At 52.7% G+C, this 24,203-nt stretch carries 23 protein-coding genes; 16 read left to right on the forward strand and 7 right to left on the reverse strand.

All coding sequences use genetic code 11. The annotated features are described in order from the left end of the window. The first annotated feature begins 535 nt into the window (after positions 1 to 535). The 8 genes from RIN67_RS02830 to RIN67_RS02865 all read left to right on the forward strand — a co-directional run bounded on the left by RIN67_RS02830 (position 536) and on the right by RIN67_RS02865 (position 9,415). Positions 536 to 2,176, forward strand: a complete 1,641-nt coding sequence (locus tag RIN67_RS02830) for a peptide ABC transporter substrate-binding protein (RefSeq protein WP_264999796.1) — start codon at positions 536 to 538, stop codon at positions 2,174 to 2,176. A gap of 42 nt (positions 2,177 to 2,218) precedes the next feature. Then, positions 2,219 to 2,773 carry a DNA-3-methyladenine glycosylase I gene (locus RIN67_RS02835; RefSeq protein WP_264999795.1) on the forward strand — a complete coding sequence of 185 codons (555 nt, stop codon included), beginning with the start codon at positions 2,219 to 2,221 and terminating at the stop codon, positions 2,771 to 2,773. Positions 2,774 to 3,272: 499 nt separating this feature from the next. Then, the gene (locus RIN67_RS02840; RefSeq protein ID WP_264999794.1) at positions 3,273 to 4,094 is read left to right on the forward strand and encodes a MetQ/NlpA family ABC transporter substrate-binding protein; all 822 of its coding nucleotides are present in this window, start codon (positions 3,273 to 3,275) and stop codon (positions 4,092 to 4,094) included. Positions 4,095 to 4,150: 56 nt separating this feature from the next. Then, entirely contained in the window at positions 4,151 to 5,200 is a 1,050-nt protein-coding gene (locus RIN67_RS02845; protein ID WP_024746577.1) for a methionine ABC transporter ATP-binding protein, read from the forward strand. After that, on the forward strand, positions 5,201 to 5,884 hold the full coding sequence (locus RIN67_RS02850) for a methionine ABC transporter permease (RefSeq protein ID WP_024746578.1): 684 nt from the start codon (positions 5,201 to 5,203) through the stop codon (positions 5,882 to 5,884). It begins immediately after the preceding gene. Between the two features lie 339 nt (positions 5,885 to 6,223). Further along, entirely contained in the window at positions 6,224 to 7,450 is a 1,227-nt protein-coding gene (locus RIN67_RS02855; protein ID WP_313872918.1) for an IS110 family RNA-guided transposase, read from the forward strand. 403 nt (positions 7,451 to 7,853) lie between these two features. Beyond that, positions 7,854 to 8,786, forward strand: coding sequence for a DMT family transporter (locus RIN67_RS02860; protein WP_264999485.1), 933 nt, complete (start codon positions 7,854 to 7,856; stop codon positions 8,784 to 8,786). Positions 8,787 to 8,800: 14 nt separating this feature from the next. Further along, positions 8,801 to 9,415, forward strand: coding sequence for a histidine phosphatase family protein (locus RIN67_RS02865; RefSeq protein WP_264999482.1), 615 nt, complete (start codon positions 8,801 to 8,803; stop codon positions 9,413 to 9,415). Between the two features lie 140 nt (positions 9,416 to 9,555). On the opposite strand, the gene RIN67_RS02870 is transcribed toward RIN67_RS02865, so the two are convergent. Continuing rightward, positions 9,556 to 9,771 carry a P8 family protein gene (locus tag RIN67_RS02870; RefSeq protein ID WP_024746581.1) on the reverse strand — a complete coding sequence of 72 codons (216 nt, stop codon included), beginning with the start codon at positions 9,769 to 9,771 and terminating at the stop codon, positions 9,556 to 9,558. Positions 9,772 to 9,911: 140 nt separating this feature from the next. Continuing rightward, positions 9,912 to 10,295 (reverse strand): glycine cleavage system H family protein, encoded by a 384-nt coding sequence (locus RIN67_RS02875; protein ID WP_264999481.1) that lies wholly within the window; start codon positions 10,293 to 10,295, stop codon positions 9,912 to 9,914. A 185-nt stretch (positions 10,296 to 10,480) separates the two neighbouring features. Here RIN67_RS02875 and RIN67_RS02880 point away from each other — a divergent pair, with 185 nt between their 5' ends. Together RIN67_RS02880 and RIN67_RS02885 are read left to right on the forward strand one after the other, a co-directional pair. After that, positions 10,481 to 11,527: a lipoate--protein ligase gene (locus RIN67_RS02880; RefSeq protein WP_264999480.1), complete on the forward strand. Its 1,047-nt coding sequence runs from the start codon at positions 10,481 to 10,483 to the stop codon at positions 11,525 to 11,527. Beyond that, a complete protein-coding gene (locus RIN67_RS02885; RefSeq protein ID WP_264999479.1) occupies positions 11,517 to 11,831 on the forward strand; it encodes a DUF7671 family protein in 315 nt (104 codons plus the stop codon). The genes RIN67_RS02880 and RIN67_RS02885 overlap by 11 nt, the downstream gene beginning before the upstream one ends. A 131-nt stretch (positions 11,832 to 11,962) precedes the next feature. Here RIN67_RS02885 and RIN67_RS02890 read toward each other — a convergent pair whose 3' ends face one another. Continuing rightward, positions 11,963 to 13,603: a peptide ABC transporter substrate-binding protein gene (locus RIN67_RS02890; protein WP_264999478.1), complete on the reverse strand. Its 1,641-nt coding sequence runs from the start codon at positions 13,601 to 13,603 to the stop codon at positions 11,963 to 11,965. A 141-nt stretch (positions 13,604 to 13,744) separates the two neighbouring features. Here RIN67_RS02890 and mutY point away from each other — a divergent pair, with 141 nt between their 5' ends. The 5 genes from mutY (at position 13,745) to RIN67_RS02915 (ending at position 17,789) form a co-directional block, all read left to right on the forward strand. Continuing rightward, positions 13,745 to 14,866: an A/G-specific adenine glycosylase gene (gene mutY / locus RIN67_RS02895; protein WP_264999477.1), complete on the forward strand. Its 1,122-nt coding sequence runs from the start codon at positions 13,745 to 13,747 to the stop codon at positions 14,864 to 14,866. 13 nt (positions 14,867 to 14,879) lie between these two features. Continuing rightward, positions 14,880 to 15,200, forward strand: a complete 321-nt coding sequence (locus RIN67_RS02900; RefSeq protein ID WP_264999476.1) for a hypothetical protein — start codon at positions 14,880 to 14,882, stop codon at positions 15,198 to 15,200. A gap of 14 nt (positions 15,201 to 15,214) precedes the next feature. After that, positions 15,215 to 15,835: an alpha/beta hydrolase gene (locus RIN67_RS02905; protein WP_264999475.1), complete on the forward strand. Its 621-nt coding sequence runs from the start codon at positions 15,215 to 15,217 to the stop codon at positions 15,833 to 15,835. Positions 15,836 to 16,091: 256 nt separating this feature from the next. Further along, positions 16,092 to 16,295 (forward strand): cold-shock protein, encoded by a 204-nt coding sequence (locus tag RIN67_RS02910; RefSeq protein ID WP_024746588.1) that lies wholly within the window; start codon positions 16,092 to 16,094, stop codon positions 16,293 to 16,295. Positions 16,296 to 16,451: 156 nt separating this feature from the next. Then, entirely contained in the window at positions 16,452 to 17,789 is a 1,338-nt protein-coding gene (locus RIN67_RS02915) for an MATE family efflux transporter (RefSeq protein ID WP_264999474.1), read from the forward strand. A gap of 76 nt (positions 17,790 to 17,865) precedes the next feature. On the opposite strand, the gene RIN67_RS02920 is transcribed toward RIN67_RS02915, so the two are convergent. Further along, entirely contained in the window at positions 17,866 to 19,656 is a 1,791-nt protein-coding gene (locus tag RIN67_RS02920) for a heavy metal translocating P-type ATPase (protein ID WP_264999473.1), read from the reverse strand. A gap of 160 nt (positions 19,657 to 19,816) precedes the next feature. Between RIN67_RS02920 and RIN67_RS02925 the strand changes: the two genes are divergently transcribed. Further along, complete coding sequence (locus RIN67_RS02925; protein ID WP_024746591.1) at positions 19,817 to 20,398, forward strand: TetR/AcrR family transcriptional regulator; 582 nt, start codon at positions 19,817 to 19,819, stop codon at positions 20,396 to 20,398. Positions 20,399 to 20,575: 177 nt separating this feature from the next. On the opposite strand, the gene RIN67_RS02930 is transcribed toward RIN67_RS02925, so the two are convergent. The 3 genes from RIN67_RS02930 to RIN67_RS02940 form a co-directional block, all read right to left on the reverse strand. Next, positions 20,576 to 21,700 (reverse strand): site-specific integrase, encoded by a 1,125-nt coding sequence (locus tag RIN67_RS02930; protein WP_024746592.1) that lies wholly within the window; start codon positions 21,698 to 21,700, stop codon positions 20,576 to 20,578. Positions 21,701 to 22,054: 354 nt separating this feature from the next. Next, complete coding sequence (locus RIN67_RS02935; RefSeq protein WP_313872918.1) at positions 22,055 to 23,281, reverse strand: IS110 family RNA-guided transposase; 1,227 nt, start codon at positions 23,279 to 23,281, stop codon at positions 22,055 to 22,057. Positions 23,282 to 23,543: 262 nt separating this feature from the next. Further along, positions 23,544 to 24,176 carry a hypothetical protein gene (locus RIN67_RS02940; RefSeq protein ID WP_024746593.1) on the reverse strand — a complete coding sequence of 211 codons (633 nt, stop codon included), beginning with the start codon at positions 24,174 to 24,176 and terminating at the stop codon, positions 23,544 to 23,546. Positions 24,177 to 24,203 lie beyond the last annotated feature (27 nt).

Below are 24,203 nucleotides of genomic sequence, written 5' to 3' on the forward strand. Positions count from 1 at the left end.
CGTTCAAATCCTTTCTACTAAGTCAACTTACTACTAGTATACCGTTTTCAATTCTGAGATGTCACCGCTTTATCAGAATTATTTTGGCGTGCAGAACATTGTTTTTGACAAACGGCTGTAATTGGGTTACTTTAGGAAAGTGCTATCTGTAATGAAAGTAATGACCGAAGGAGGGAAATGACGATGATGACCAACGCAAGTCAATCAGTTCAAGTTATGGCTGCCGCATGTTGCGAATGTAACGTGTGCCTTTTTGCGTTGCGTTCATCCGTGATTTCCCAGCCAAACTAGGTCTACATAACTAGACGATTAAATCAGTTGGCGGGTATTCTTTCACGTATTGAACGTGAGGGAATACCCGCTTTTTGTCGTCTAGTGGGGCGATTTCCCCTAAGCAGAGAAGGGCACTTGAGCGGGACGGACACCCGTTCAGGTACTGTTCAGTCATGGCGACGACCCGTCCAGTCGGCGTCGGTTAGGGGAATTCGGGCAGGATGATCAGCACACAACTTTGATTAAAAGAGGAGAAATCGTTATGAGAAAATGGACCGGTATTGGATTGGCGGCAGCAGTGATGGTGTTAGGGTTAGGCCTCGCTGCTTGCGGTCAGTCCAGCTCAACGGCAAAGCCCAAGCAGGACTTAAACCTGCCGGCCACTGCCGCTCTAGACACGATTGATTTAGCTAAGGCCACGGGATACGGCCAGACGGGGAACGTCTTCGAAAGCTTTTACCGGCTGGGGAAGGGGGGCAAGGTGGCACCCGGGTTAGCGGATTCCGCCAAGGTCTCTCAAGACCAGAAGACCTGGACGTTCCATATTCGGGACAACGCGAAGTGGAGTAACGGTGACAAGATTACCGCGCAAGACTTTGTCTATTCCTGGCGGCGGACGTTGACGCCGGCGACCAAGTCGACCTACACGTACCTATTTTCCGGGATCAAGGGCGCCGACCAGATCATTGCGGGTAAGGCGCGACCATCGACTTTAGGGATTCACGCGAAGGACCGGCAGACGGTGGTTATCCAATTGACCAAGCCGATGGCCTACTTTAAGATTCTGATGGCTTACCCCCTGTTCGCACCACAGAACCAGAAGGTCGTGGACCGCTACGGCAAGAAGTACGCGACCAAGTCCCAGTACATGGTCTACAGCGGCCCGTTTAAGATCTCGGGTTGGTCCGGGACGGGCAACACCTGGTCGTTCGTCAAGAACAACCAGTATTGGGACCATAAAGTCGTCAAGTTGAACCGGATCAACTACCAAGTAGTCTCCAACCCGCAGACGGGCCTGGGGCTCTACCAGAGTAAGAAACTCGACTTTGCCCAACTTTCGAACGAACAGGTGAAGAATTATAAGAATAACGCGGCGTTCAAAGAGTACCCGTATTCCATCATGATTCACTTGAAGTACAACTTCCAAAATACCGATGCGCAAAAGCGGCGGGAGCTCAGTAACCAGAACCTGCGGCAAGCCATCTCCCTGTCGCTGAATCGCGCCCAGTTGACTAAGAAAGTCTTGGGGGACGGTTCCGTGACGCCAACCGGGTTCGTGACCAGCGGCTTGGCCAAGAATCCCAAGACTGGGGAAGACTTTGCGAGTCAGCAAGCTGTGAAGAATACCACGACCTATAATCCTAAGCTGGCCAAGCAAAAGTGGGCTGCAGCGCAAAAGCAGCTCGGGACCAAGACCGTGACGCTAGACATCATGGCCGGCAATGATGACCCGGCCGCAAGTACCGTGACCCAGTATCTGAAGGGACAATTGGAAAAGACGTTACCGGGCTTTAAGCTGAAGATTCAAAACGTACCGGCACAGGTGGCACAACAGCGGTCACAAAACGGTGATTTTGATATCTACCTCTCCCATTGGGGAGCCGACTTCAACGATCCAATCTCCTTCATGCAGATTCCGCTTAGCTCGAATTCGTTGAACTACGGTAAGTGGTCCAATAAGACCTACGACCACTTGATTGGCCGTGCGCAGAACCAAGATGCGGCTGATCCGGAGCAACGGTGGCAGGACATGGTTCAAGCGGCTAAGCTGATCAACAAGACGCAAAGCTTCACGCCGTTGTACCAGGCCGACTACGCCTACCTGCAGCGGCCGAACGTTAAGGGCATCATTCACAACACTGCGGGGACGCAGTGGAGTTACAAGTACGCCTATTTAAAGTGACGCCTGACATGGTACACTTAGACCGTGAAAGGGGGCCATCAGATGACGATTGCGGCGGATGATGGGCGTGACTGGCAGACCGATGGCGTGCAAGAATACCACGCCTACTTCGGGACGTCCACGCACGATGACCATATTTTATTTGAACTCATGACGGTGGGAGTCTTCCAAGTCGGACTGAGTTGGCAGGCAGCCGCCAGTAAGCTACCGGTCTTCCGGCGGGTCTTCGCCGGAATGGCGATTCCGCGGGTCGCTCAGCTGGACCTTGAGGCGGACGTCGACCGTATCGCGGGGGATGCCCAGATGATCGGGAACGTTCGTAAGATTCGGGCGACGATTCAAAATGCCCGGGCGATTCAGCAGATTCAAGCGGAGTTTGGGAGCTTTGCGACCTATCTCTGGTCCTTCGTTCACGGCACACCGCTGCTATTGCCGGTGGTGACCCGTGATGAGATCGTGAACCAGTCAACGATTGGCTCCGCGGTCGCCCGAGACCTGAAACGACGCGGGTGCAAGTTTGTGGGCCCGGTGGTCACACATATGTTTCTAAAGGCCGCGGGAATCTTACGCGACGAAATTCTTGATCAAACGGACTAAGAAATTGATGAGTGATGCCGGAAACTTGCGATTGGCGGGGGAACGGTCTTTAGTGAAGGTCGGCACGAACGCCGATTTGACGGGTTTTATATAAATAAATTTATTGTGACTTATGCTTGACAGTGCATTAACATTGCATTAGACTTACTTGTAAATTAAGCGATTGAAAACAATGTGATCAGGAGAGTAACCGGACGTCACGCTTCTAGAGAGCCCACGAGATGCTGAAAGTGGGTAGCGGTGATTAAGGTGAAGATGGCCTGAGATGAATTGGCATTACCGAGTCTGCGGATTAGGCAATGATGACCGGCACTCATTATCGTGCACGCACTTCTGGCTTCAGGCCACGAGTGTTAATGAGGGGTCGGTTTGCGCCGATTTGAATTAGAATGGTACCACGACAAAGTTCGTTTCTATTAAGTTAGGAGCGGACTTTTTCTTTTGGTCACAGATCAATTGCTGAAAATCATAAGCATAATAATGAGGGGGATTTAGAATCATGAAAAAATTTAAACGATTTGCTTGGTTATTTCTATTATTACTGCCACTTTTAATTGTCTCCGGTTGTGGCAAGTCAGCTAGCAGCTCCAAGACGGTGAAGGTCGGCATCATGGGAACCGATGAAAAAATCTGGAACCCAATCAAGACCAAGCTGGCGAAGCAGGGCATCAACATTAAGTTGGTCACCTTTACGGATTACAATCAACCTAACGCGGCATTGTCTAACCACGAAGTTGACTTAAACTCGTTCCAACACCGGTACTTCATGAACACTTGGAACAAGGCCCATAAGACCCACATCGTGGCCTTAGCCAACACGTACTTGGCGCCACTGCGGTTGTACTCCAAGAAGATCAAGAACGTGTCCGATATTAAGAAGGGTGACCAGATCACCATTCCTAACGATGCAACCAACGAAGGCCGGGCTTTGCACCTTTTGGAATCCGCTGGTTTGATCAAGGTTGACGACAAAGTCGATTTACCAACGCCTAAGAACATCACCCAAAATAAGTTGAACTTGAAGATCACGCCAATGGATGCGGCCCAGACGCCTCGTTCGTTGTCTGACGCAACGGCGGCCGTGATCAACAACGAGTTTGCGGCGAGTGCTAAACTAAATGCTAAGACGGCGCTGGCCCGCGAAAAGGTCAACAAGGCCTCCAAACCGTACATCAACATCATTGCGGCGAATAAGTCGGATAAGAACAACGCCACGTACAAGAAGATCATCAAGGCTTACCAGACGGAAGCCACGAAGAAGAACATTGAGAAAGCTTACGATGGCTTGTCCATTCCAGCTTGGAACTTGAAATTAAAGTAAGCCCTCGTTGACGGCAGCGGGGAGATAGGAGAACGAAGACTGTGACGAAAGAACCTATTATTCAGTTAAATCATATCGACGTGACCTTCCATAATAAGGGTCAGACGGTCAAGGCCGTTCAGGACGTCTCATTAGAGGTAGCGCGCGGCGACATTTACGGTGTCGTGGGTTACTCGGGCGCGGGGAAGAGTACCCTAGTCCGGGTCATCAACCGGCTACAGCGGCCCACCGCTGGCACGGTTACGGTCAACGGGCAGAATATCTTAGCGCTGCGGTCCAGCGAGTTACGCGCAGCCCGGAAGAAGATTGGGATGATCTTCCAACACTTCAACCTGATGAATGCGCGGACCATTGCGGACAACGTGGATTACCCCCTAAAGGGATCCGGATTATCGCGCAAAGAGCGGCATGACAAGGTCGCTCGGCTCTTGGACTTGGTCGGACTGAGCGAGAAGGCCCAGGATTATCCGGCGCAATTGTCGGGTGGTCAGAAGCAACGGGTTGCCATTGCGCGGGCCCTGGCCAACGATCCTGAGATTCTGATCAGTGATGAAGCCACGAGTGCCCTGGATCCCAAGACCACTTCGGCGATCCTGGAACTTTTGAAGCGGCTGAACAAGGAATTGGGCCTGACCGTGGTTTTGATCACGCACGAAATGGACGCCGTCAAGGAAATCTGTAATAAGGTGGCCGTGATGGAAGACGGCGCGATTATCGAACGGGGCGACTTGGTCTCCATCTTCAGTAATCCGCAAAAGCCACTGACACGCGACTTCATCAATACGGCAACCCAGATCGATCAAGCGCTGGAAAAGATTTACAAGCAGGCCAAGGGCTTGGGCTTAGACGACCATCACCGGTTGGTGCAACTCAAGTACGTGGGGGCCAGCACCGACGCACCGTTGATCACGGAGCTGTTCAAACGGTATCAGGTGGTCTCCAACATTCTTTACGGGAACGTGGAGATTTTGCAAGATACGCCATTGGGGAACTTAGTGGTCGTCATGGCCGGCGAGCCCGACCAATTGGAGCAGGCTTGGCAGTACTGCCGCGATGCGGGAATCCAGTTGACGTTCTTGAAGCCTAAAGATCCGGAGGTGGCCTAGTTGAGTATTTTTGCAAAGTATTTTCCAAACGCGGTCACGATGAAGAGTGACTTCTTACAGGCGACTTGGGAAACCATTTATATGACGCTGATTACGGCGATCGTTGCCGGTGTGATTGGGATGGCCATCGGGATTGGGTTGATTGTGACCCAACCCGGCGGTATCCTGGAGAACCGGGTCGTGTACAACATCTTGGATAAGGTGGTCAACCTGTTCCGGTCAATTCCGTTCGTCATCTTACTGGCGGTGATCGCCCCAGTGACCCGGATCATTGTGGGGACGGCGATTGGGACCACGGCGGCCATCGTACCGCTGGTGATTGGGTCCGCACCGTTCTACGCCCGGCAGATTCAAAACGCTTTGACGGAAGTCGACCACGGCATCATTGAAGCCGCTGAAGCGGTGGGGTCTGGTCCGATTGCGATTATTTTTCGGGTGTACCTGCGCGAAGGTCTGGCCGATATCATTCGCTCTTCCGTTCTTACGTTGATCAGTCTGATTGACCTGACCGCGATGGCTGGAGCCATCGGGGGTGGTGGCCTGGGGAACTTGGCCATCAACGTGGGATACAGTCGCTTTGAAAGTGACGTCACTTTCCTGGCTATGCTGATTATCCTGGTCCTAGTCTTTGCCATCCAATTACTGGGTGACCTATGGGCCCGGCGAGTCGACCATACAGCTTAAAAGCGAAACAACGAAGCGTCGTTACCTTGACCAAAATGGTCGGGATAACGACGCTTTTCCGTTGGGCGAGCACTTAATGGGCTTAACGCCTTAATCGGCAAAATAAAAAAATACTAAGCTTAGAGGCATAGAAGTTACCCGACGGGGTGCTCCTATGCCTCTATTACTTTATAGTGGTAGTGAAGACAGGCCGTGGGCGCTTTGGGTCCTTGAGACCGTAATAAAAAATGGCCGCTTCACTGGTTTTAGTCAATTTGATCAAAGTATTTGGGCTCTCGAAGCCGTGTTTTGAAAACGAGATTACTAAAACTGACGTGAAGACTTCAGAAAGACAAGTATATGATTATGCGAACAATTATTGGAATCGATGTCAGTAAAAACAAAGCTAACGTTGCGGTGGCGACGGATTTAATCGTCGCCAAAGAACTGACCGTCCCTCTAGATGCACTGGGATTTAATGAACTGAAACACGTCGTGCTTCAGTTCGGCGGAAAAGCGGAAATCGTCTTTGAAGCGACTGGTGTTTACTCCCGGCGCTTAGAGTATTTCCTTCAACAAGAAAATTTGAATTACCATATTTTAAATCCCCTGGCGGCTAAGAATCGCATCGCCACTGGTACGCGAATGAGAAAAAACGATCAACGTGATGCGCGCCGATTGGCGATTACCGAGTTTACCGAACAGTTAGAGCCCTATCTTCTAGCTTACAAACAGGATCCCATCTATCGTGAATTAACGGATATGAACCGTTATTACGACCAACTCAATGAGGATAAGAAACGGGCCCGCAATCGAGCTCATCGTGTCTTACAGCTTGTATTTGCGTCATTTGGGGCCTCCAAGGGTGGCTTTAACTTCGATACAAAGCTGGCTTGGAAGATCCTAACACTCTTCCCGCATGCACAAATCGTTCGTGAAATTGGCGACCTTAACGCGTTAGAAGCACGAATATCAGCAGCACATTTCAAAGGGATGAACGCTAGGCGTATTCACGATGCCGCACGAAAGTTATGGAAACTGGCCGCTCAGAATGGTGACGCCGTACCCGTTACTTCGGATAACACGCGGCAAATGAAAGCTTTGGCGGAACAAGTTCTCACCCTAGAAGCAGCGCAGGACCAGCAGGTCGTGCGCATGATGGCCTTAGGTAAATCCTTGTCAGAGTTTACGCTTCTTCAAACAATCCCTGGTATTGGTGGCAGTACCGCCATTCGGCTAATTAGTGAATTAGGTGATATCCGACGGTTCAATACCCGTCAGCAATTGAACAGCTATGTCGGCCTGGACACAACGGAAGTTGACTCCGGTGACCATCAATCCGCTCGCCATATCACCAAACACGGTAATCCCCATGCACGCCGAATCTTGTATTGGACGGTCGTTCTTATGCTTAATCCTAAGATGGGCGACAATCATATTCGCGATGCATACGAAAAAAGACGAGAAGCTTCTTCTTCAAAGAAGAAACTCATCGTCCGTCAAATGGATCGTCTTATTAAAACAATCCTATACCTGATAAAAACGAATCAACCTTACTCCTATGAGCTGAGCCCTCAATCGAAGTAACATTCATTATAGTTTATAATACCAGCCTTGAAAAAAATTTGATACCTCCAAGGCTTATTTAGCTGGCTATAAATCACTAAAATAATAGCAATAGGGCCTAGGCTCCGGAACGAAGAACATCGTTCCGGAACCTAGACCCTAAATTTCTCATCATAAAACATTGATTTAACAACATCTTTATTGACAAAACGTAGAAAAAAGTGCGTGGTTTGACGCAAAAAAGAGAAATTTGCCGCCAAATTTTAATGATGATTCGCTAAAATTGAAAAATTATGAGACTTCGGCACAACCATAGTCGGCGAAAACCGACGCCACCTAAGTACGGTGGCAAACGGGCTGAAGGGAAAGTTGAAAGTGAGGATTTGGTGCGTTGAAAACTTCTGGTGCAGCAACTGAAAATGTGATGAAGGGAATCTTCTGGGCGACCGTGGCGTCGGCGATGTTTGGGATTTCCGGGACCGTTTTACAGTTCATTTCTCAAGGCCAAAATATTCCGGCCAGTTGGTTTTTGTCCACGCGAACGTTAGGCGCGGGCGTGGTGTTATTGGTGATTAGCTTGATCCTGTATGGTAAGAAGACGTTTGCCGTCTTCCGAAGCTGGGCAGAGCTTGGGTGGCTGCTCGCCTACGCCTTTATCGGCTTGGGAGCCAACCTGTTGACCTTCTACCTTGCCGTCCAGACGGGGAATGCCGCCGCGGCCACGATTCTTCAATATTTGAGCCCCTTATTCATTGTGCTGGGGAGCTTACTGTTTAAGCACGAGCATCCCCTCCGGAGCGACATGATTGCCTTCATCGTGGCGTTACTCGGGGTCTTTCTGGCAATCACGCGGGGGAACCTCGCGCAGTTGGCGATTCCGCTGAGTTCCCTGCTTTGGGGAATCGGTTCCGGAATTACGGCCGCGGGTTACGTGGTGTTGCCCCGGAACCTGATTCGGGACCACGGGCACGCGCCGGTCACAGTGTTAGGTTGGGGGACCTTCTTGGCCAGCATCGGCTTCAACCTGGTGCACCCGGTCTGGGTCAACATGCCCCCGATTACGGGGACTTTGATCGGCTCGATGAGCACGGTCATCTTGGTGGGAACGATTCTTCCGTTCGGTCTGTTGCTCTACAGCAGTCACTTTGCGCCTTCCGACGTGATCAGTATCGTGGATGCGACGCAACCCGTGATTACGTTCGTCTTGTCGATTCTCTTCTTGAGCCTTAAAATAACCCTAGCGGAAGTGATTGGGTCGGTCCTGGTGATTGTGGCTATTTACCTGCTACAACGGGGACGGCGCCAGTTAGAACCGCCGTTCGAACGGGAAGTTAGCCCGAACCAAAAGGTTGAGTAAGGGAGGCGGTGGCTGTGACCACCATTGATTGGGTCCGCCACGGGCAGACCTATGCGAACACGCAGGGCGTGATTCAAGGTCAGCTCGATACGGCCGTGACCTGGTTGACGCCAACGGGGGAACGGCAGGCTCAGCAGCGCCACCAGCAGCTGGACCTCACCCCCTATGACCGGGTCTTAGTTAGCCCGTTACACCGGGCCCAGCAGACTGCGCGGTGGTTGACGGCCGACTACGCGGGTCCTGTGACCACTGATTCGCGGTTGATGGAAGCGGCCTACGGGACCTGGACGGGGCAAGAGACAGCCGATTTATTGACCCAGTTTCCCACGGCCTTTGATCCGTTGACCCAAGAAGTCCGCCCCGCGGTTCTGTCCTGGATTGGTGGCGAAAGCTATTTGCAAGTACAGCGGCGTCTGGGACAGGTCATCGCAGAGCTGGTGGTGGACCACCCGCACGAGCACGTGTTAGTGGTCAGCCACGGGTTGACCATCAAGAATGCGGCGTTGTTAATGTTGGCTGCGCCGGCGACCCTAGCGTTGCCGGAACCGACCAATCTGAGTCTGACGCGGACCACGGTCGACCCCGTCACGGGACACCGCTACCTGAACAGTTACAGTGAACCCGTTTAATTCATTGATGAAGTTGAAAAAGGACCGCTTAGCCCGTGAATTGTGGGGCAAGCGGTCCTTTTTAGGACGTCCGGTAGCGCTAAAAATGGCCAAAAAAATAATGCCGTCGAGTAGGGCGGCATTATTTTTGGTTGAGCCGGTTACTTCTTCAGATTTTCTTCAACGTAAGCCTTAACTTCATCGTCAGACTTCGCATCGATCTTCTGCATAGAAGCTTCAGTTTCATCGGTGTTGTGACCATTTGATTCCATGAAGTGATCCCAAAGGGCGTCACGAACAGGAATCGCATCCTTAGACCAATCGAATACTTCTTCCATCTTTTCATCTAACAAAGCGGTCTTTTCTACAACAGCCATAACCATTACCTCCAATTAAAAATTGGTCAGTGTAGCTCAGTTGATTGGCATGGGTACCACCGGCTTCAATTCTCATGATAGTTCATTTTGCCGAAAATGGAAATTATTTTATCGACATTATTTTTGGTCAATAAGGCGACTTACGCAACTTGGAGTTCCAGAATCCAGTTAACGTCTTGTGCGTTGTGGTTGATGGTGGCGGGATCGACGACTAGGTCTTGGTTGACTTTGGTCACGGTTCCCGCAAAGGGGGTCTTGAAGTTTTCGACCGCCTTATCGCTTTCGACTTCGAGAATGTCGTCTCCGGCGGCGAGTTGGTCATCGGTCATGATGGGCAGGTCGGCGAAACTAATATCCCCAATTTGTTCTAAAGCGTCACTGGAGAGGCCCAAGCGGTAGTGGCCCTGGTCCCGTTGTTCCAGCCAAACGCCGTCTTTAATGGTAATTTCGGGGGCAGCGGTGGCGTGGCGGCCGTGCCACCAAGCAACCAAGCGTTGCCAAAAAGTGTGTGGTTGTTCAGTCATCATGATTCCTCCCAAATGTCAGTCTATCTTACTAACCAGTATACCCTTTTCTTGGAAACGCTGACAATCAATTGCTTGTGGGATTCATCACTGGGATTGTTGCCAACGGAGGCTTATGCTACACTGAAAATAATTTGGTAGGACGCCAGAGTGACCTACCGGGGAACGAAGGGAGAAATTCGGACATGTTCTTAATTGATACCAATCGTCAGGGACGGGTCGTAACGGATGCCATTGTCAACCAGTCGATCGATAATTACCTAGTCAATGATTTAAAGTTACCGGGCCACGGCCTGATGATGTACGTTAATCAACCCGCCGTTATTTTGGGAATCAACCAAAACGTGATGGCGGAAGTCAATTTTCCATACCTAGCTGAAAATCAGGTCCAGCTGGTGCGGCGAACCTCCGGCGGGGGGGCCGTGTATCACGATAAGCGAAACCTGATCTTTGAACACATCATCAACGGTGACCCGCAGGACGGGTCGAAGTTCGGCGATTACAGCGTCTTTGCGGAACCGATTCTCCGGGCACTGAAGGATATGGGCGTGGCCGATTTAGCCATTAGTGGCAAGAGCAACTTGGTCGTGAGTGGTCGGAAGTTCTCCGGCATGACCATGTTTAAGAACGGCGACGGGTACGCAGCCGGGGGCACCATCATGTATGATCTGAACGTGGATGCGGCCCACCAAGCGCTATTGCCCAGCAGTCAGCGACAACATAAAGGCGTGGCCTCGAACCGCGTGCCGATTACCAATCTCCGGCAATACCTGGCACCGGCGTATCGCGACCTGGATATTCAGGCGTTTAAGGAAGCCCTGCTGTGCCACATCTTTAACGTAGACCGGCTGGACCAGATTGAGACCTACCACTTGAATGACCGGGATTGGGAAATCATCGATCAGCGTTTGGATGACAAATACCGGACGGATGCTTGGAACTACGGAGCTAACCCGGGCTACCGGGAATACCGGGCCGTAGTCTTGCCACAGGGCCGGCTCCACCTGAACTTCACCATCCACCAAGGAACCTTCCGGAACATGGCGTTGTTTGGAACGGTCGCCCCGGCCGAGCAACTGAGCGCGGTAGCGGATCGACTGGTCGGGTTACCGGTCACGGCTGAAGCTTTGACGGCGGTATTGCGGGATGAGGCGGTCCTTGAGATTCTAGGCAACGCCGCAATTACACCCATTGTGACGGCGTTGACCACGGAGGCTCCCGATGAAGGCTAAATATGACGTAAACCAGTACGTGGGGGTCCCCGTGGCACCAGATGCGTCGGGACACTACCAGATCAAGCGCGAACCGGATGGTGACTTTAAGCTGCATTCTTGGCGGACCGGACGTCACAGTAAGGGCAAGTACCGGGGCGTGGGCCAGATCTTCTTGACGGAAAACAACCTTAAGGTGGCCGTCGTCGCCGCTTACCCGGTCAACTATAAGGAACGGCACGCGTATACGCCTATGCAGCGGTTGACCAGTGAATTCGTCGCCGATGACGTGGTCGCCTTGGCCCAGACTCACTTGGACGCGTGACCCTTTAAGCTGGGCCAGATAGCGGGAAACCCCCAGACAAACTGAATCAACTGACAAAGCGACTGCCGTTACCTGGCAAAATGGGTAACGGTAGTCGCTTTAATTTTGGAGTGTTGTAAATGATTGGTCGGCTATTTTACAAAGTAGGCCTGTTTAAAGTTGGATTGGGTCCCAATGGTGTTGAACTGAACGCCGTTGAGGTGGGGGTTCACCAGGTAAGTGCTAGCGGGTTGAATCAGGGGGGTGACGCCCTGTTCGCGCATCAGAATGCCCTCCGCCTTCAAGAGGGTGCGCCACCGGGCCGCGTTAAAGGTGGGGGCGTAACTGGCAGTTTCTACCAGGCGGTCATAGTCGGCGTTGAGCCAGTACCCCGTGTTGGTGGTGTTATTGCTAGTGAAGAGCGATAGCATGGCCAAGGGATCCGCGTATTGCGCCCGTTGGTTGTTGAGGACCAGGTCACTCTTCAGGGGCTGAATCCGTTGCGGTGACCAGGAACGGGGCTGGAGCTTAAGGGTTAAGCCGGGTAAGTGGTGTGTCAATTGCTTCCGCAGATTCCGGGCCATCAGCTGCTGGTAGGTTTCGGGCGAGTAGCCTAAAGTCAGGGTGATTCGCTTAAGGTGGCTATGGTCTAAGGCTCGCTGCCACTCGGCCGCTGCCTGCTTGGGGCGGTAAACCAGGGCCCGTTGCTCCGGCTGGGCGTTAGCGAAGTCCGCGGTTCCCCGTAGTCCACGGCTGAGTCCGGCAGGGACCACGCCCTGAGCGGGGAGGGACGTACTGCCATAAGTCATCCGGGCCAGCGTCTTGCGGTCGACGGCGTGGGAGATGGCTAAGCGGGCGTTCTTCTGGTTCAAAAGACTCGCGGCGGCGTAGTTGGGGCCCATGCGCCGGTAAGTCAGGATTGCCATCTGGGAATAAGGGCGAGCCGTGTAGTCGGCTTGGTGTTCGTAGCGTTGGATGTTCTTGAGAATGCGGACCTCATCGAGCTTGCCCGCCTGGTAAGCGCGCCAGGCCTTATGGCGGTCATGGTAGACCGTGACGTTGATGCGCTTTAAGTAGACGTGTTGCCGGTCCCAGTAGTGGGGATTGGGGACCATGTGCCAATGGTTGGCGGTTCCGTTTCGGCTGACCATGAAGGGACCCGCGTAGACTTGGTATTCCGGCTTGGTGGCGTATTTGGCGCCGTATTTGCGGGCGACCCGTCGGCTTTGGGGGCCGAAGAGCGGGTAGGCTAAGCGTTGGGGCAATTCGGCCATGGGGTGGTCGAGCTGGACCACCAGTTTGAACTTACCGACGGCGTGAACGCCCAACTGGGAAGGGGGTAAGCTGCCGGCTAAGATCTTGTGCGCGTTTTTGATTCCCCGGAAGAGGTCGGCTTGACTGGCCGTGGTCCGGGGGTCGAGGGCCCGACGCCAGGAGTAGACGAAGTCGTGTGCCGTGATCACCGACCCGTCGCTCCAGTAGGAATCTTTCCAGAGCGTAAAGGTATAGGTGGTTTTAGCGGCGTTGATCGAGACTTTCTTGGCTAAGGCCAGCGCAGCCTGTCCGTCGCGATTGGTCTGATAGAGCCCCTCGATGGTGTTGTTAAGCCGACCAAAGGAAGTCATGCGGTCCACGTCCAAGGTAGTCAGGGGATGCCGGGTCGCCAGGTTCAAGACTTGGTCTTTAGTCATGACCCCTTTGCTGTCACTGGTGGTCTTGACCGCCTGGGGCCGGGTACAACCGGTCAAGCCGCAACTGCAGACCACCATTAGTAAAATTATCCAGCGCTTCACGTTTACCCCTCCGTTAATCCTGTTTGTCTTTTCTGATAATAGGGGAGTGGCCGGGCGGCGTCAAGTCTGAGTCACAGTCATGACTTGTGGTTCTGGAGGGAATTCGCTAAAATTGAGAAAATGATAAACGGAGGGACACCCATGGAACAGTGGTCAGCAACAACGATTCAAGCGTTTCGCCAGACCCTCTTAGCGTGGTATGACCAATCCGGTCGCGACCTACCTTGGCGCCGCGATCAGGACCCCTACCATGTCTGGGTTAGTGAAATTATGCTTCAGCAGACGCAGGTCAATACCGTGATTCCCTATTACCAGCGGTTCATGGCGGCGTTTCCGACCGTTACGGCGTTAGCTGCAGCGGACCAAGCCGACCTCTTGAAGGCCTGGCAGGGATTAGGATATTATTCACGGGCGCGGAACCTACAACGGGCCGCCCAGCAGTTGGTCCACGACTATCATGGCGTTTGGCCCCGGACCGCCGCCGAACTACAAGACTTAGTTGGTGTGGGGCCCTACACGGCCTGCGCGATTGCCAGCATCGCGTTTGGCGAAGTGGTCCCGGCAGTCGATGGCAACGCCTTTCGGGTCTTTGCCCGACTCTTACTGATCGATGCCGACATCGCGCAACCCAAGACCCGCCAACTCTTTATGAAGATCATTCAACCAATCGTGGACCCGCAGCGACCGGGAGCCTTCAATCAGGCGATTATGGACCTGGGGTCGAGTTATATGACGGCCAAGAACCCGGATCCGGAACACTCGCCGGTCCGAGCGTTCGACGCCTCTTACCGGGAAGGTCGGGTACTGGACTATCCCGTGAAGACCAAGAAGCCCCGGCCTAAGATCGTGCCCTACTATGGCCTGGTGATCACGTCACCGGCGGGCTACTTACTGGTTCAACGGACGGCGCAACAGATGTTGGCTGGGTACTGGAGTTATCCACTGATTCCGCAAGACCAGTTACGCGAATCGGCGACGGCGTCTACAACGTTGGCCGCAGATATGGCGACGCTGACGCAACAGTGGGCGACGGACCACCACTTAGCACTGACCTTGACGCCAGTGGCCGGGAAGCCCATCCAGCACACCTACACCCATCAACGGTGGCGAGTAACTTTGTTGAGTGCCCACTTTGAGCAGACGCCGTCACTGGCACTTTACCCGGGAAAGTGGGTCCCGGCAGCGCAGATTGATCAATTACCGTTACCCAAGATTCAAGAGAAAATGATGCAGCGGTGGGCCACGTTAGACCGTGAGAAATAGGGGGAAGTAAACCATGACAGATATTTTTACGATTTTAAAGAACGTTTCGGTGAATCACCAACCCGTTGCGGGGACCGAAATCGTGGTGACGGACGTGCAGGGGAAGCCCAACGGCCTGTTGACAGACCTGGTCCACGACCTGATCAACGACGCCTTACTTTTCGTTAACCTGGCAGAGATTGCGACGGCTGATGACCTGATTGACCGTTTACACGCCCATACGCCGCTCCCGGATGATGTCTTGGAGGAGTATGCGAAGATTTTAGCCGAGCGCTGTTACGGCCTAAATTTTGCGCCACAGAAGGGCCAGATTGAGATCATTGTGCATCGCTAAAAGGGGGCTACACTGTGGGAGAATCAGAGTTGATTGAGACCATGCCGGGTGCGAATACGGCGCCGCCAGTATTGCTGTTGCAGGGAACCGGCGGCACCAACCAAGAGATGCTTAATTTCGGTCGCCGGTTGGCCCCGCAGAGTCCGTTGATTACGATTGCCGGCCGGCAGGGTGTGGGCCCACAACGCCAATATTTTCGGCAAACGGCGAGCACGCCAGCCGACCCGCAGCAACTGGAAACGGAGGCGCAGTGGCTGGCCGAACAGGTCACGGCGATTTGTCGCGACCATCGCTGGGATTGCGACCACTTGATCACGGTGGGGTACTCCAACGGGGCCGCGATGGCAGCGTACGGACTCCAGACGGGATACTTGCCAGGCACCACCGCACTACTGTTTCACCCCTTATGGGTTCCGGTGGCGCGGCCCCAAGACCAGCAACACCGGCAGGTCTGGCTCTCGGCGGGACGGCATGACCCGTTGGTCTCGGTGGCGACGGTCCAGCGTGTCGCTGACGCGTGTGCGGCGACGGGGATGCAGACCACGGTCACGGTGACCGGGGGAACCCACCACATGACCCCTGGAGAAGTCCTCCAAGCTTATCAGTGGTTGGCGCCGCGGCTGACCACGGATTAAAATTGATTTGAAAAGATTGTTGAAGGGGCGTGAGGTGCCGGATTGACCGGGATACGCGCCCGCAATTCTCGAAGAATTCATCGAATTTAGGAACATCTCATTTGCTATTTTTGAAAATACCTGTTATCCTGTTGTTAATGTATTTATGGTTCGGAAGTTTTAAAGGCTCGACGTTCTTTAAGAATGGCTCCTTTTTACCCCAGCTTTCAAATGCAAATATTATATTGCGCTATGCGCACACGGAGGTTTCATTCTTATGGAACAAGGTACTGTTAAATGGTTCAACGCTGATAAAGGTTACGGCTTCATTACTCTTGAAAACGGCTCAGACGTGTTCGTTCATTTCTCTGCTATCAACAGTGAAGGTTTCAAGACGCTTGAAGAAGGCCAACATGTATCCCTTGACGTAGAACAAGGCGATCGTGGCCCACAAGCTGCTAACGTTACGGTTGTTGACTAATTTACTTTAGCCTATAGCCTGAAAAGCCACCATCTGCGGATGGTGGCTTTTTTGCGTCTTCAGGGCGTTGAAGGCGGGTGGACAGCAAATTTCTCTCGTATCTAGGTTGGTAAAAAGTGTATACTAACCTTATTCTAAAAATTTAGAGGGATTATCTTGGAAAACTTATTCGAACAGGCCCCGATTCGGCAGGCCTACTTTAAACTCGCCATGCCCGTGGTCCTGAGCATGCTCGCTAGTATGATTTACAACTTGGCCGACACCTTCTTCGTCTCGATGACCCAAAACACCGCCTTGGTTGCGGGGGTCTCGCTGTGTACGCCACTGTTCAACCTGATGATTGCCTTGGGGGACGTCTTCGGGTTGGGGGGTAGCGCCTACGTCTCCCGGTTACTGGGACAGCAGAAGAATCAGTTAGCCCGCCACGTCAGTAGCTGGTGCTTCTACGGCGGCATCTTCAGCAGTATCGGGTTAGCCGTGTTGATGCTGATTTTCGAACGGCCCATTCTGATGGCGCTAGGCGCGACCAGCGCGACTTATGGTTACGCGGCTCAGTTCTACCGGATCTTCAACATTGGGGCGGCCCTGGTCACGATTTCCATCGTTCCGGGGAACTTGATGCGAACCGAGGGACGAGCGAAGGAAAACATGATTGGGACCGTGGGGGGCATCATCCTGAACGTGATTTGTGACCCGATCTTTATTTTAGTCTTACATATGGGGGCCGCGGGGGCGGCCTTAGCGAACTTGATTGGGTACACGCTGACCGATATCATCTTGATTCAATACGTCCGGCGGCGGTGTCACGTGATCAACGTTAACTGGCACGAGGTCTCCTTGAAGCATTCCGACGTCTGGCAGGTCCTGGTCATCGGGATTCCCGCTTCAATCACGAACCTGATGATCAGTTACCAGACGGCGCTGTTCAATAACTACTTGGCCCGGTATGGTGCGGACCGGGTGGCGGCCTTAGGGATTGCCACCAAGGTTTCCCAAGTCGTCAACGCCATCATGGTTGGGTTTGCGTTTGGAGCCCAGCCGTTGATTGGGTATAACTACGGTGCGGAGAACCATGACCGGTTACGTAAGATCATCCGGTTTGACCTCCTAGTCGAGGTGGTCTGGTCGTTGGTCATGGCCACGTTAATGATCCTAGTCGCACCTTGGATCGTGGCGTTGTTCTTAAAGAACCCGGCCGTTATCCATTACGGGGCGCAGCTACTGCGGGTTCTGCTGATCACCACGCCGTTTGCGGGGGCCATCTTGGTCTACACCACGGTCTTCCAGTCCACGGCGAAGGCGTTAAACGCGTTACTGATGTCGGTGTCCCGGCAAGGGGTCATCTTCACCATCGCGATTGTGGTCGGAAGTCTGTTATTCGGCTACACCGGGATCATCTGGTCTCAGGCCGTTGCGGATGTCTTAACGGCGCTACTGGGCTGGGGCTTATACCGGCGCCAGGTCGCTAAGGCCAACCAACAGTTGACGGTTTAGGAATTTTAGGATGCAGATAGACAGCATAAAGCCGCCAGAACGGTAAATTCTGGCGGCTTTATTGTGGTTAATGGGTTTAGCGGTCGGTCCGGGCACGGAGGGCGTACAGGATGGTGATGGTATCTACGGCCTCCTGGAACAGGGCCCCGATGATAGCGGGGATGATGCCGAAACTGGCGATGAGCATCAGGCCGGTACAGATAGCGATACCGATCAAAACCGCTTGCCGGGCGACGCGCATGGTGTCCCGGGAGATCTTGACGGCGGTGCTGACCCGGGTCAGGTCGTCCTTTAAGACCACGGCGTCCGCTGATTCACTGGCCGCGGTGGCCCCGTGAGCACCCATGGCGATTCCCACGTCGGCGACAGCCAAGGAGGGGGCGTCGTTGACCCCATCCCCGACCATGGCCACCGGTGTCTGATTAGCGGGGAGTTGCTTCAAGACGTTGATCTTATCGGTAGGCAGACAGTCGGCGTGAATCCGGTCGATGCCGACCTCCTGGGCAATCTGTTCCGCAATGGGTTGACGGTCGCCGGAAATCATAATCAGGTGGTCGATCTTTAGGTCGTGCAGGGCCGTCATGGTCTCGGCGGCTTCGGGACGAACCCGGTCGGTGAAGGTCACACATCCCACGTAGTCGCCGTTAACGGCAACGTAAACGGCAGTCTGATCGACCTTGGTGATGGGCTGGTCGGTCACGTAGCTGGCCTTCCCCGCCCGTACGGTCTGACCGTCAATCGTGGCCTGAACACCAGCTGCGGTGGCTTCGACGACGTGATCAGCGGTGAGGAGGGTCGTGGGGTTCGCGGCCACCAGGGACCGAGCTAGCACGTGGTTGGACTGTTGCTCGGCACTAGCGGCGAGTTCTAAGAGGCGACTGGCCGTGGTGCCGGGTTCGGGGAGCAGTTGGTCGACCACTAAGTGACCCTGCGTAATCGTCCCCGTTTTGTCGAAGGCGAAGCTGCGCACCTTGGCCAGCTTTTCTAGGGTCGTCCCGGTCTTTACGATGATTCCGTTACGGCTGGACCGACTCATTCCCGAGACCAGGGCAATCGGTGCGGCCAGGATCAGGGGACAGGGGGACGCGACCACCAAGACTTCGGCAACCCGGACGGGGTCACCGGAGAGCCACCAGGCGACGCCCGCAATTAAGTAGGCGCCTAGGGTGAACGGTACGGCGTAGCGGTCGGCCATCCGCACGAAGTGGGCGGGCTGGTTCTCGGCCTGCCGGACCAACCGAACGATGTTTTGGTACTGACTATTGGCGGCTGTCTGGTCCGCTTGAATCTGGATGGCGGTACTTCCGTTAATGGCGCCAGACATCACAGGGTCGTTCGGGTGCTTGTCGACCGGGCGGGATTCACCGGTCAGTGAGGATTCATCGACGGTGGTGGTCCCGGTTAAGACGGTCCCGTCAACGGGAATGACCTCGCCAGGCTTGACCAGTAGCCGTTGGCCGACTTGAACCTGGTCAATGGGAATGGCGGTAACGGTGTCGCCGGTCACCAGGTGGGCGTTTTGAGGGGAATTGGCCAGGAGACTTTGGAGCTCCGAGTTCGCCCGGTTAGCGGCAAAGTCTTCTAAGGCATCGCCCCCGGTCAGCATCAGTAAGACAATCAGTGCAGCCCAGTATTCGCCCACGGCTAAAGTGGCGATGACCGCCGTAATGGCCAAGAGATCGACCCCGAATTTACCGGAGCGGAGGGTTTTGATCATGTCAACGAACATCAGGAGGGCGATCAGGGCCCCCAGAATCGTGACCAGCCAGGCCGCCCATTGTTGTTCGTGTAGGATGAATTGACAGATCAGCGCAATGGCCCCGATTGTGAGGACCCCCCAAAGACGTTTATAGTTGGTTAGTTTCATCGTGGCTCCCTCCTTGATTTTTAGAATGATTCTTAACTAGAGTATACCAAATTTAGCCTAAAAAGAAAGCGCTTAACTTAAGGGAGCAGATTCTAAGGACTCGAAGGAAAGCTATGGTAGAATTGAGCCAACGAAGCAGTATGAAAGGGCACGATGGATAATGGAAACCAATCAAACAACGGATGAACGGATCCTCGCAGCGTTTTCGGCACTGATCTTAAAGTACGGTTACCAAGGCGCCACGACCCGCAAAATTGCGGCAACGGCGGGTATTAACGAAAGCACGGTCTTTCGGCACTACCAAGACAAGCACAGTATTTTAACGGAACTTGTGGCGACGTATCTACAGGATATCGACCAGATCGACGCGACGTTCTGTCCCACTGGCGATATTGAGGTGGATCTGCAACACATTGCGGACCTCTACGCGACTTTCGTCCGGAACCACCAGGCGGTCTTCTTGTTAGGGTTACGGGATGCTTATCGCTTTCCAGAAATCAGTCACGCGGTCAAGCAGTTGCCCATGCGATTAAAGGACCGGTTAACGGTGGCCTTTCAGGAGATGGTGCGCACTGGTGAAATTAACGCTCAAGTGGACGTCAAGCATGAAGTCAGTAACTTTATCCTGATCAATTACGGCAACGTGGTGTTCAACGCGATTTACCCGCATGATGATATGGGCGTCCCCACGGCGCAGTTCGTGGCTGAAAACGTGAAGACCTTCGCCCAGCATTTGAAATAACGATGGGGTTTAGCGGAATGGCCCATCAAAAAAGCAGGCTTACCAAGTGATTGGCAAGCCTGCTTAAGGTTTTAGTGATGTCGCAAGAGAACATCTAACCTAGATTCAGACCCTTTGCGGCAGTAAGGACACAGCGTTTTAAATCCTGCTTGTCCAAGTTTTGTCCAAGTAAATTGGTTATCCTGAGACTTCCGATAGAGCGGCAATCATTTTTTGATCTTCCTTCTGTTTCATCTCTTTAACCAGATGTGAGTAAATATTCAGTGTGACATTGTAGCTTGAGTGACCCAAGCGCTCCGAAATGTAGTATATCGAGACGCCCTTATATAGAAGGTACGATGCGTGAGTGTGCCTAAGCCCGTGGAAGGTGATCACTTTAGCATCCAGTTTCTTCAAGGCGTGACGAAGTGTCTTGTTCGATGCGTTCGACGTGGGGACCTTACCGACCGGGGTGATGAAGAGTAGCCCAAGGTCGTTGGCTAGGCCATGCTTGAGCTGCATGATCTTCTGTGAGTGGTGATACATCTTCAACAGACGTAGCAGCTCAGGAGTGACCGACACCGTACGGTTCGACTGCGGGTTCTTCGTTGGTCGAAAGCCTGTGTCGCCAACGGTGTCCCAGGCTTTATTGATGCTGATGGTCTGCTCCTTGTATGAGATGTCATCCCAAGTCAACCCTGCCACCTCTGAGAAGCGAGCGCCTGTCAGCAGGGCCACTAGAATCATCATCCTGGTAGGAGCTGTGGCATCGACTCGCTCGCTCATATAGGCCATGAGCTTAGCCATATCGGACGTATCAAGATACTTGAGCCGACGGTCCTTGCTGGCGTGACCGCTCGGGGAGGTATGGGCGGTGAAATCTTGTGGAATCACGCCATCCTCCACAGCAGAGCGGACGGATGCCCGTATCTGAGTATGGATTTTTCGCGAGGTCGAAAGTGCATGACCCTTACCGTAGGCGTTTAGAAAGCGCTGGTAGGCCGTCCGAGTGATTCGGTCTATCTTCTGCCCTGAGAAGTACTCATCGACGACATGTATCGCGTACTCATACCGTCGGCGTGTTGTGTCACTCACTAGCGGTTCCTTAAAGGCGTGGTACCATGATTTAAAGTACTCCGGGAGCGTAATCTGACTTCGGGCAACGCCCCGACCAGACAGCTTGCGATTTTCAAGCTCACTAGCCCACTGGATGGCTAACCTCTTCGTCTTAAATCCGCCTTTAGTGATAGGTTTGTCGATACCTGAAGCGCGATTGTAGACGCGTGCCTCCCACTTCGAGCCCCTTTTTCTATAGCTTGCCATTGTAGTCATTCCTCCTTAAGTTCACCTAGCCGGGTAGACTTTAAGGATTGTGGCATCACCACCTTTCGGTTATACTTGAGTATGCAAAAGGGCATAGTAGTCCCTTGATCGTATGTGTGTGCATCCCATTATCTTGGCGGGTAGGGGGATGCACTTTTTTCTACGTTTTGTCAATAAAGATGTTGTTAAATCAATGTTTTATGATGAGAAATTTAGGGTCTAGGTTCCGGAACGATGTTCTTCGTTCCGGAGCCTAGGCCCTATTGCTATTATTTTAGTGATTTATAGCCAGCTAAATAAGCCTTGGAGGTATCAAATTTTTTTCAAGGCTGGTATTATAAACTATAATGAATGTTACTTCGATTGAGGGCTCAGCTCATAGGAGTAAGGTTGATTCGTTTTTATCAGGTATAGGATTGTTTTAATAAGACGATCCATTTGACGGACGATGAGTTTCTTCTTTGAAGAAGAAGCTTCTCGTCTTTTTTCGTATGCATCGCGAATATGATTGTCGCCCATCTTAGGATTAAGCATAAGAACGACCGTCCAATACAAGATTCGGCGTGCATGGGGATTACCGTGTTTGGTGATATGGCGAGCGGATTGATGGTCACCGGAGTCAACTTCCGTTGTGTCCAGGCCGACATAGCTGTTCAATTGCTGACGGGTATTGAACCGTCGGATATCACCTAATTCACTAATTAGCCGAATGGCGGTACTGCCACCAATACCAGGGATTGTTTGAAGAAGCGTAAACTCTGACAAGGATTTACCTAAGGCCATCATGCGCACGACCTGCTGGTCCTGCGCTGCTTCTAGGGTGAGAACTTGTTCCGCCAAAGCTTTCATTTGCCGCGTGTTATCCGAAGTAACGGGTACGGCGTCACCATTCTGAGCGGCCAGTTTCCATAACTTTCGTGCGGCATCGTGAATACGCCTAGCGTTCATCCCTTTGAAATGTGCTGCTGATATTCGTGCTTCTAACGCGTTAAGGTCGCCAATTTCACGAACGATTTGTGCATGCGGGAAGAGTGTTAGGATCTTCCAAGCCAGCTTTGTATCGAAGTTAAAGCCACCCTTGGAGGCCCCAAATGACGCAAATACAAGCTGTAAGACACGATGAGCTCGATTGCGGGCCCGTTTCTTATCCTCATTGAGTTGGTCGTAATAACGGTTCATATCCGTTAATTCACGATAGATGGGATCCTGTTTGTAAGCTAGAAGATAGGGCTCTAACTGTTCGGTAAACTCGGTAATCGCCAATCGGCGCGCATCACGTTGATCGTTTTTTCTCATTCGCGTACCAGTGGCGATGCGATTCTTAGCCGCCAGGGGATTTAAAATATGGTAATTCAAATTTTCTTGTTGAAGGAAATACTCTAAGCGCCGGGAGTAAACACCAGTCGCTTCAAAGACGATTTCCGCTTTTCCGCCGAACTGAAGCACGACGTGTTTCAGTTCATTAAATCCCAGTGCATCTAGAGGGACGGTCAGTTCTTTGGCGACGATTAAATCCGTCGCCACCGCAACGTTAGCTTTGTTTTTACTGACATCGATTCCAATAATTGTTCGCATAATCATATACTTGTCTTTCTGAAGTCTTCACGTCAGTTTTAGTAATCTCGTTTTCAAAACACGGCTTCGAGAGCCCAAATACTTTGATCAAATTGACTAAAACCAGTGAAGCGGCCATTTTTTATTACGGTCTCAAGGACCCAAAGCGCCCACGGCCTGTCTTCACTACCACTATAAAGTAATAGAGGCATAGGAGCACCCCGTCGGGTAACTTCTATGCCTCTAAGCTTAGTATTTTTTTATTTTCTAAGTAAAATTTAAAACGCTGCTACTTGCTCCACTTGAATTCTGAGGTGTTCCAAGCCTTGGAGTGGCCAAGACGCTCGGCCCCTAAGTAGATGCTGGTATGTGGGGATGCGTCTTTGTCGACCTCTTTGCCCAAGATGGCGACCTGTGCATTGGCTAGCCCTTGGGCATGCTTGACGACGAAGCTCTTATCCTTATCACTCAGAGCAGGGAAATCAGAGGTCACCTTGACCACTAGGCCACGACTGTCGTAGACCATGGTGTCGACGTAAGTGGCCCAGTCGTAGCTACTCTTTCCGTTCTTGGAGTAGTCCTGGTCTTCGCCTAGGCTGTCGATGAGCCCAGAGTTGTACTCCTTGAGTTCTGACTTACTCAGCGACTGCAAGACGTCCGCTTCTGTGGATGACTCAGACTTAGCCGAGCTAGACGACTTAGCGGATGAGCTGCTGCTATCAGATGCGGTGCTACTTGACGTACTTCCGCCGGATATGCCGCCGAAGACGAGCATGACCAGGAAGCTTGCGGCTGCGGTGATCAAGACTGTTTTTCCGCTAAAGGGAAGCTGGATTTTCTTAGCGTGGGCATACAGCCAGACGGCGATGATCCCGACGAAGGCGAGGGCGGCAAGCGATGTGATGGTGTCTGTAATTTGCATAGGATGACCTCCATTAGATTGGTATAC

Origin of the sequence: Levilactobacillus namurensis, from assembly GCF_032197885.1 — a bacterium.
Classification (GTDB): Bacteria; Bacillota; Bacilli; order Lactobacillales; family Lactobacillaceae; genus Levilactobacillus; species Levilactobacillus namurensis_A.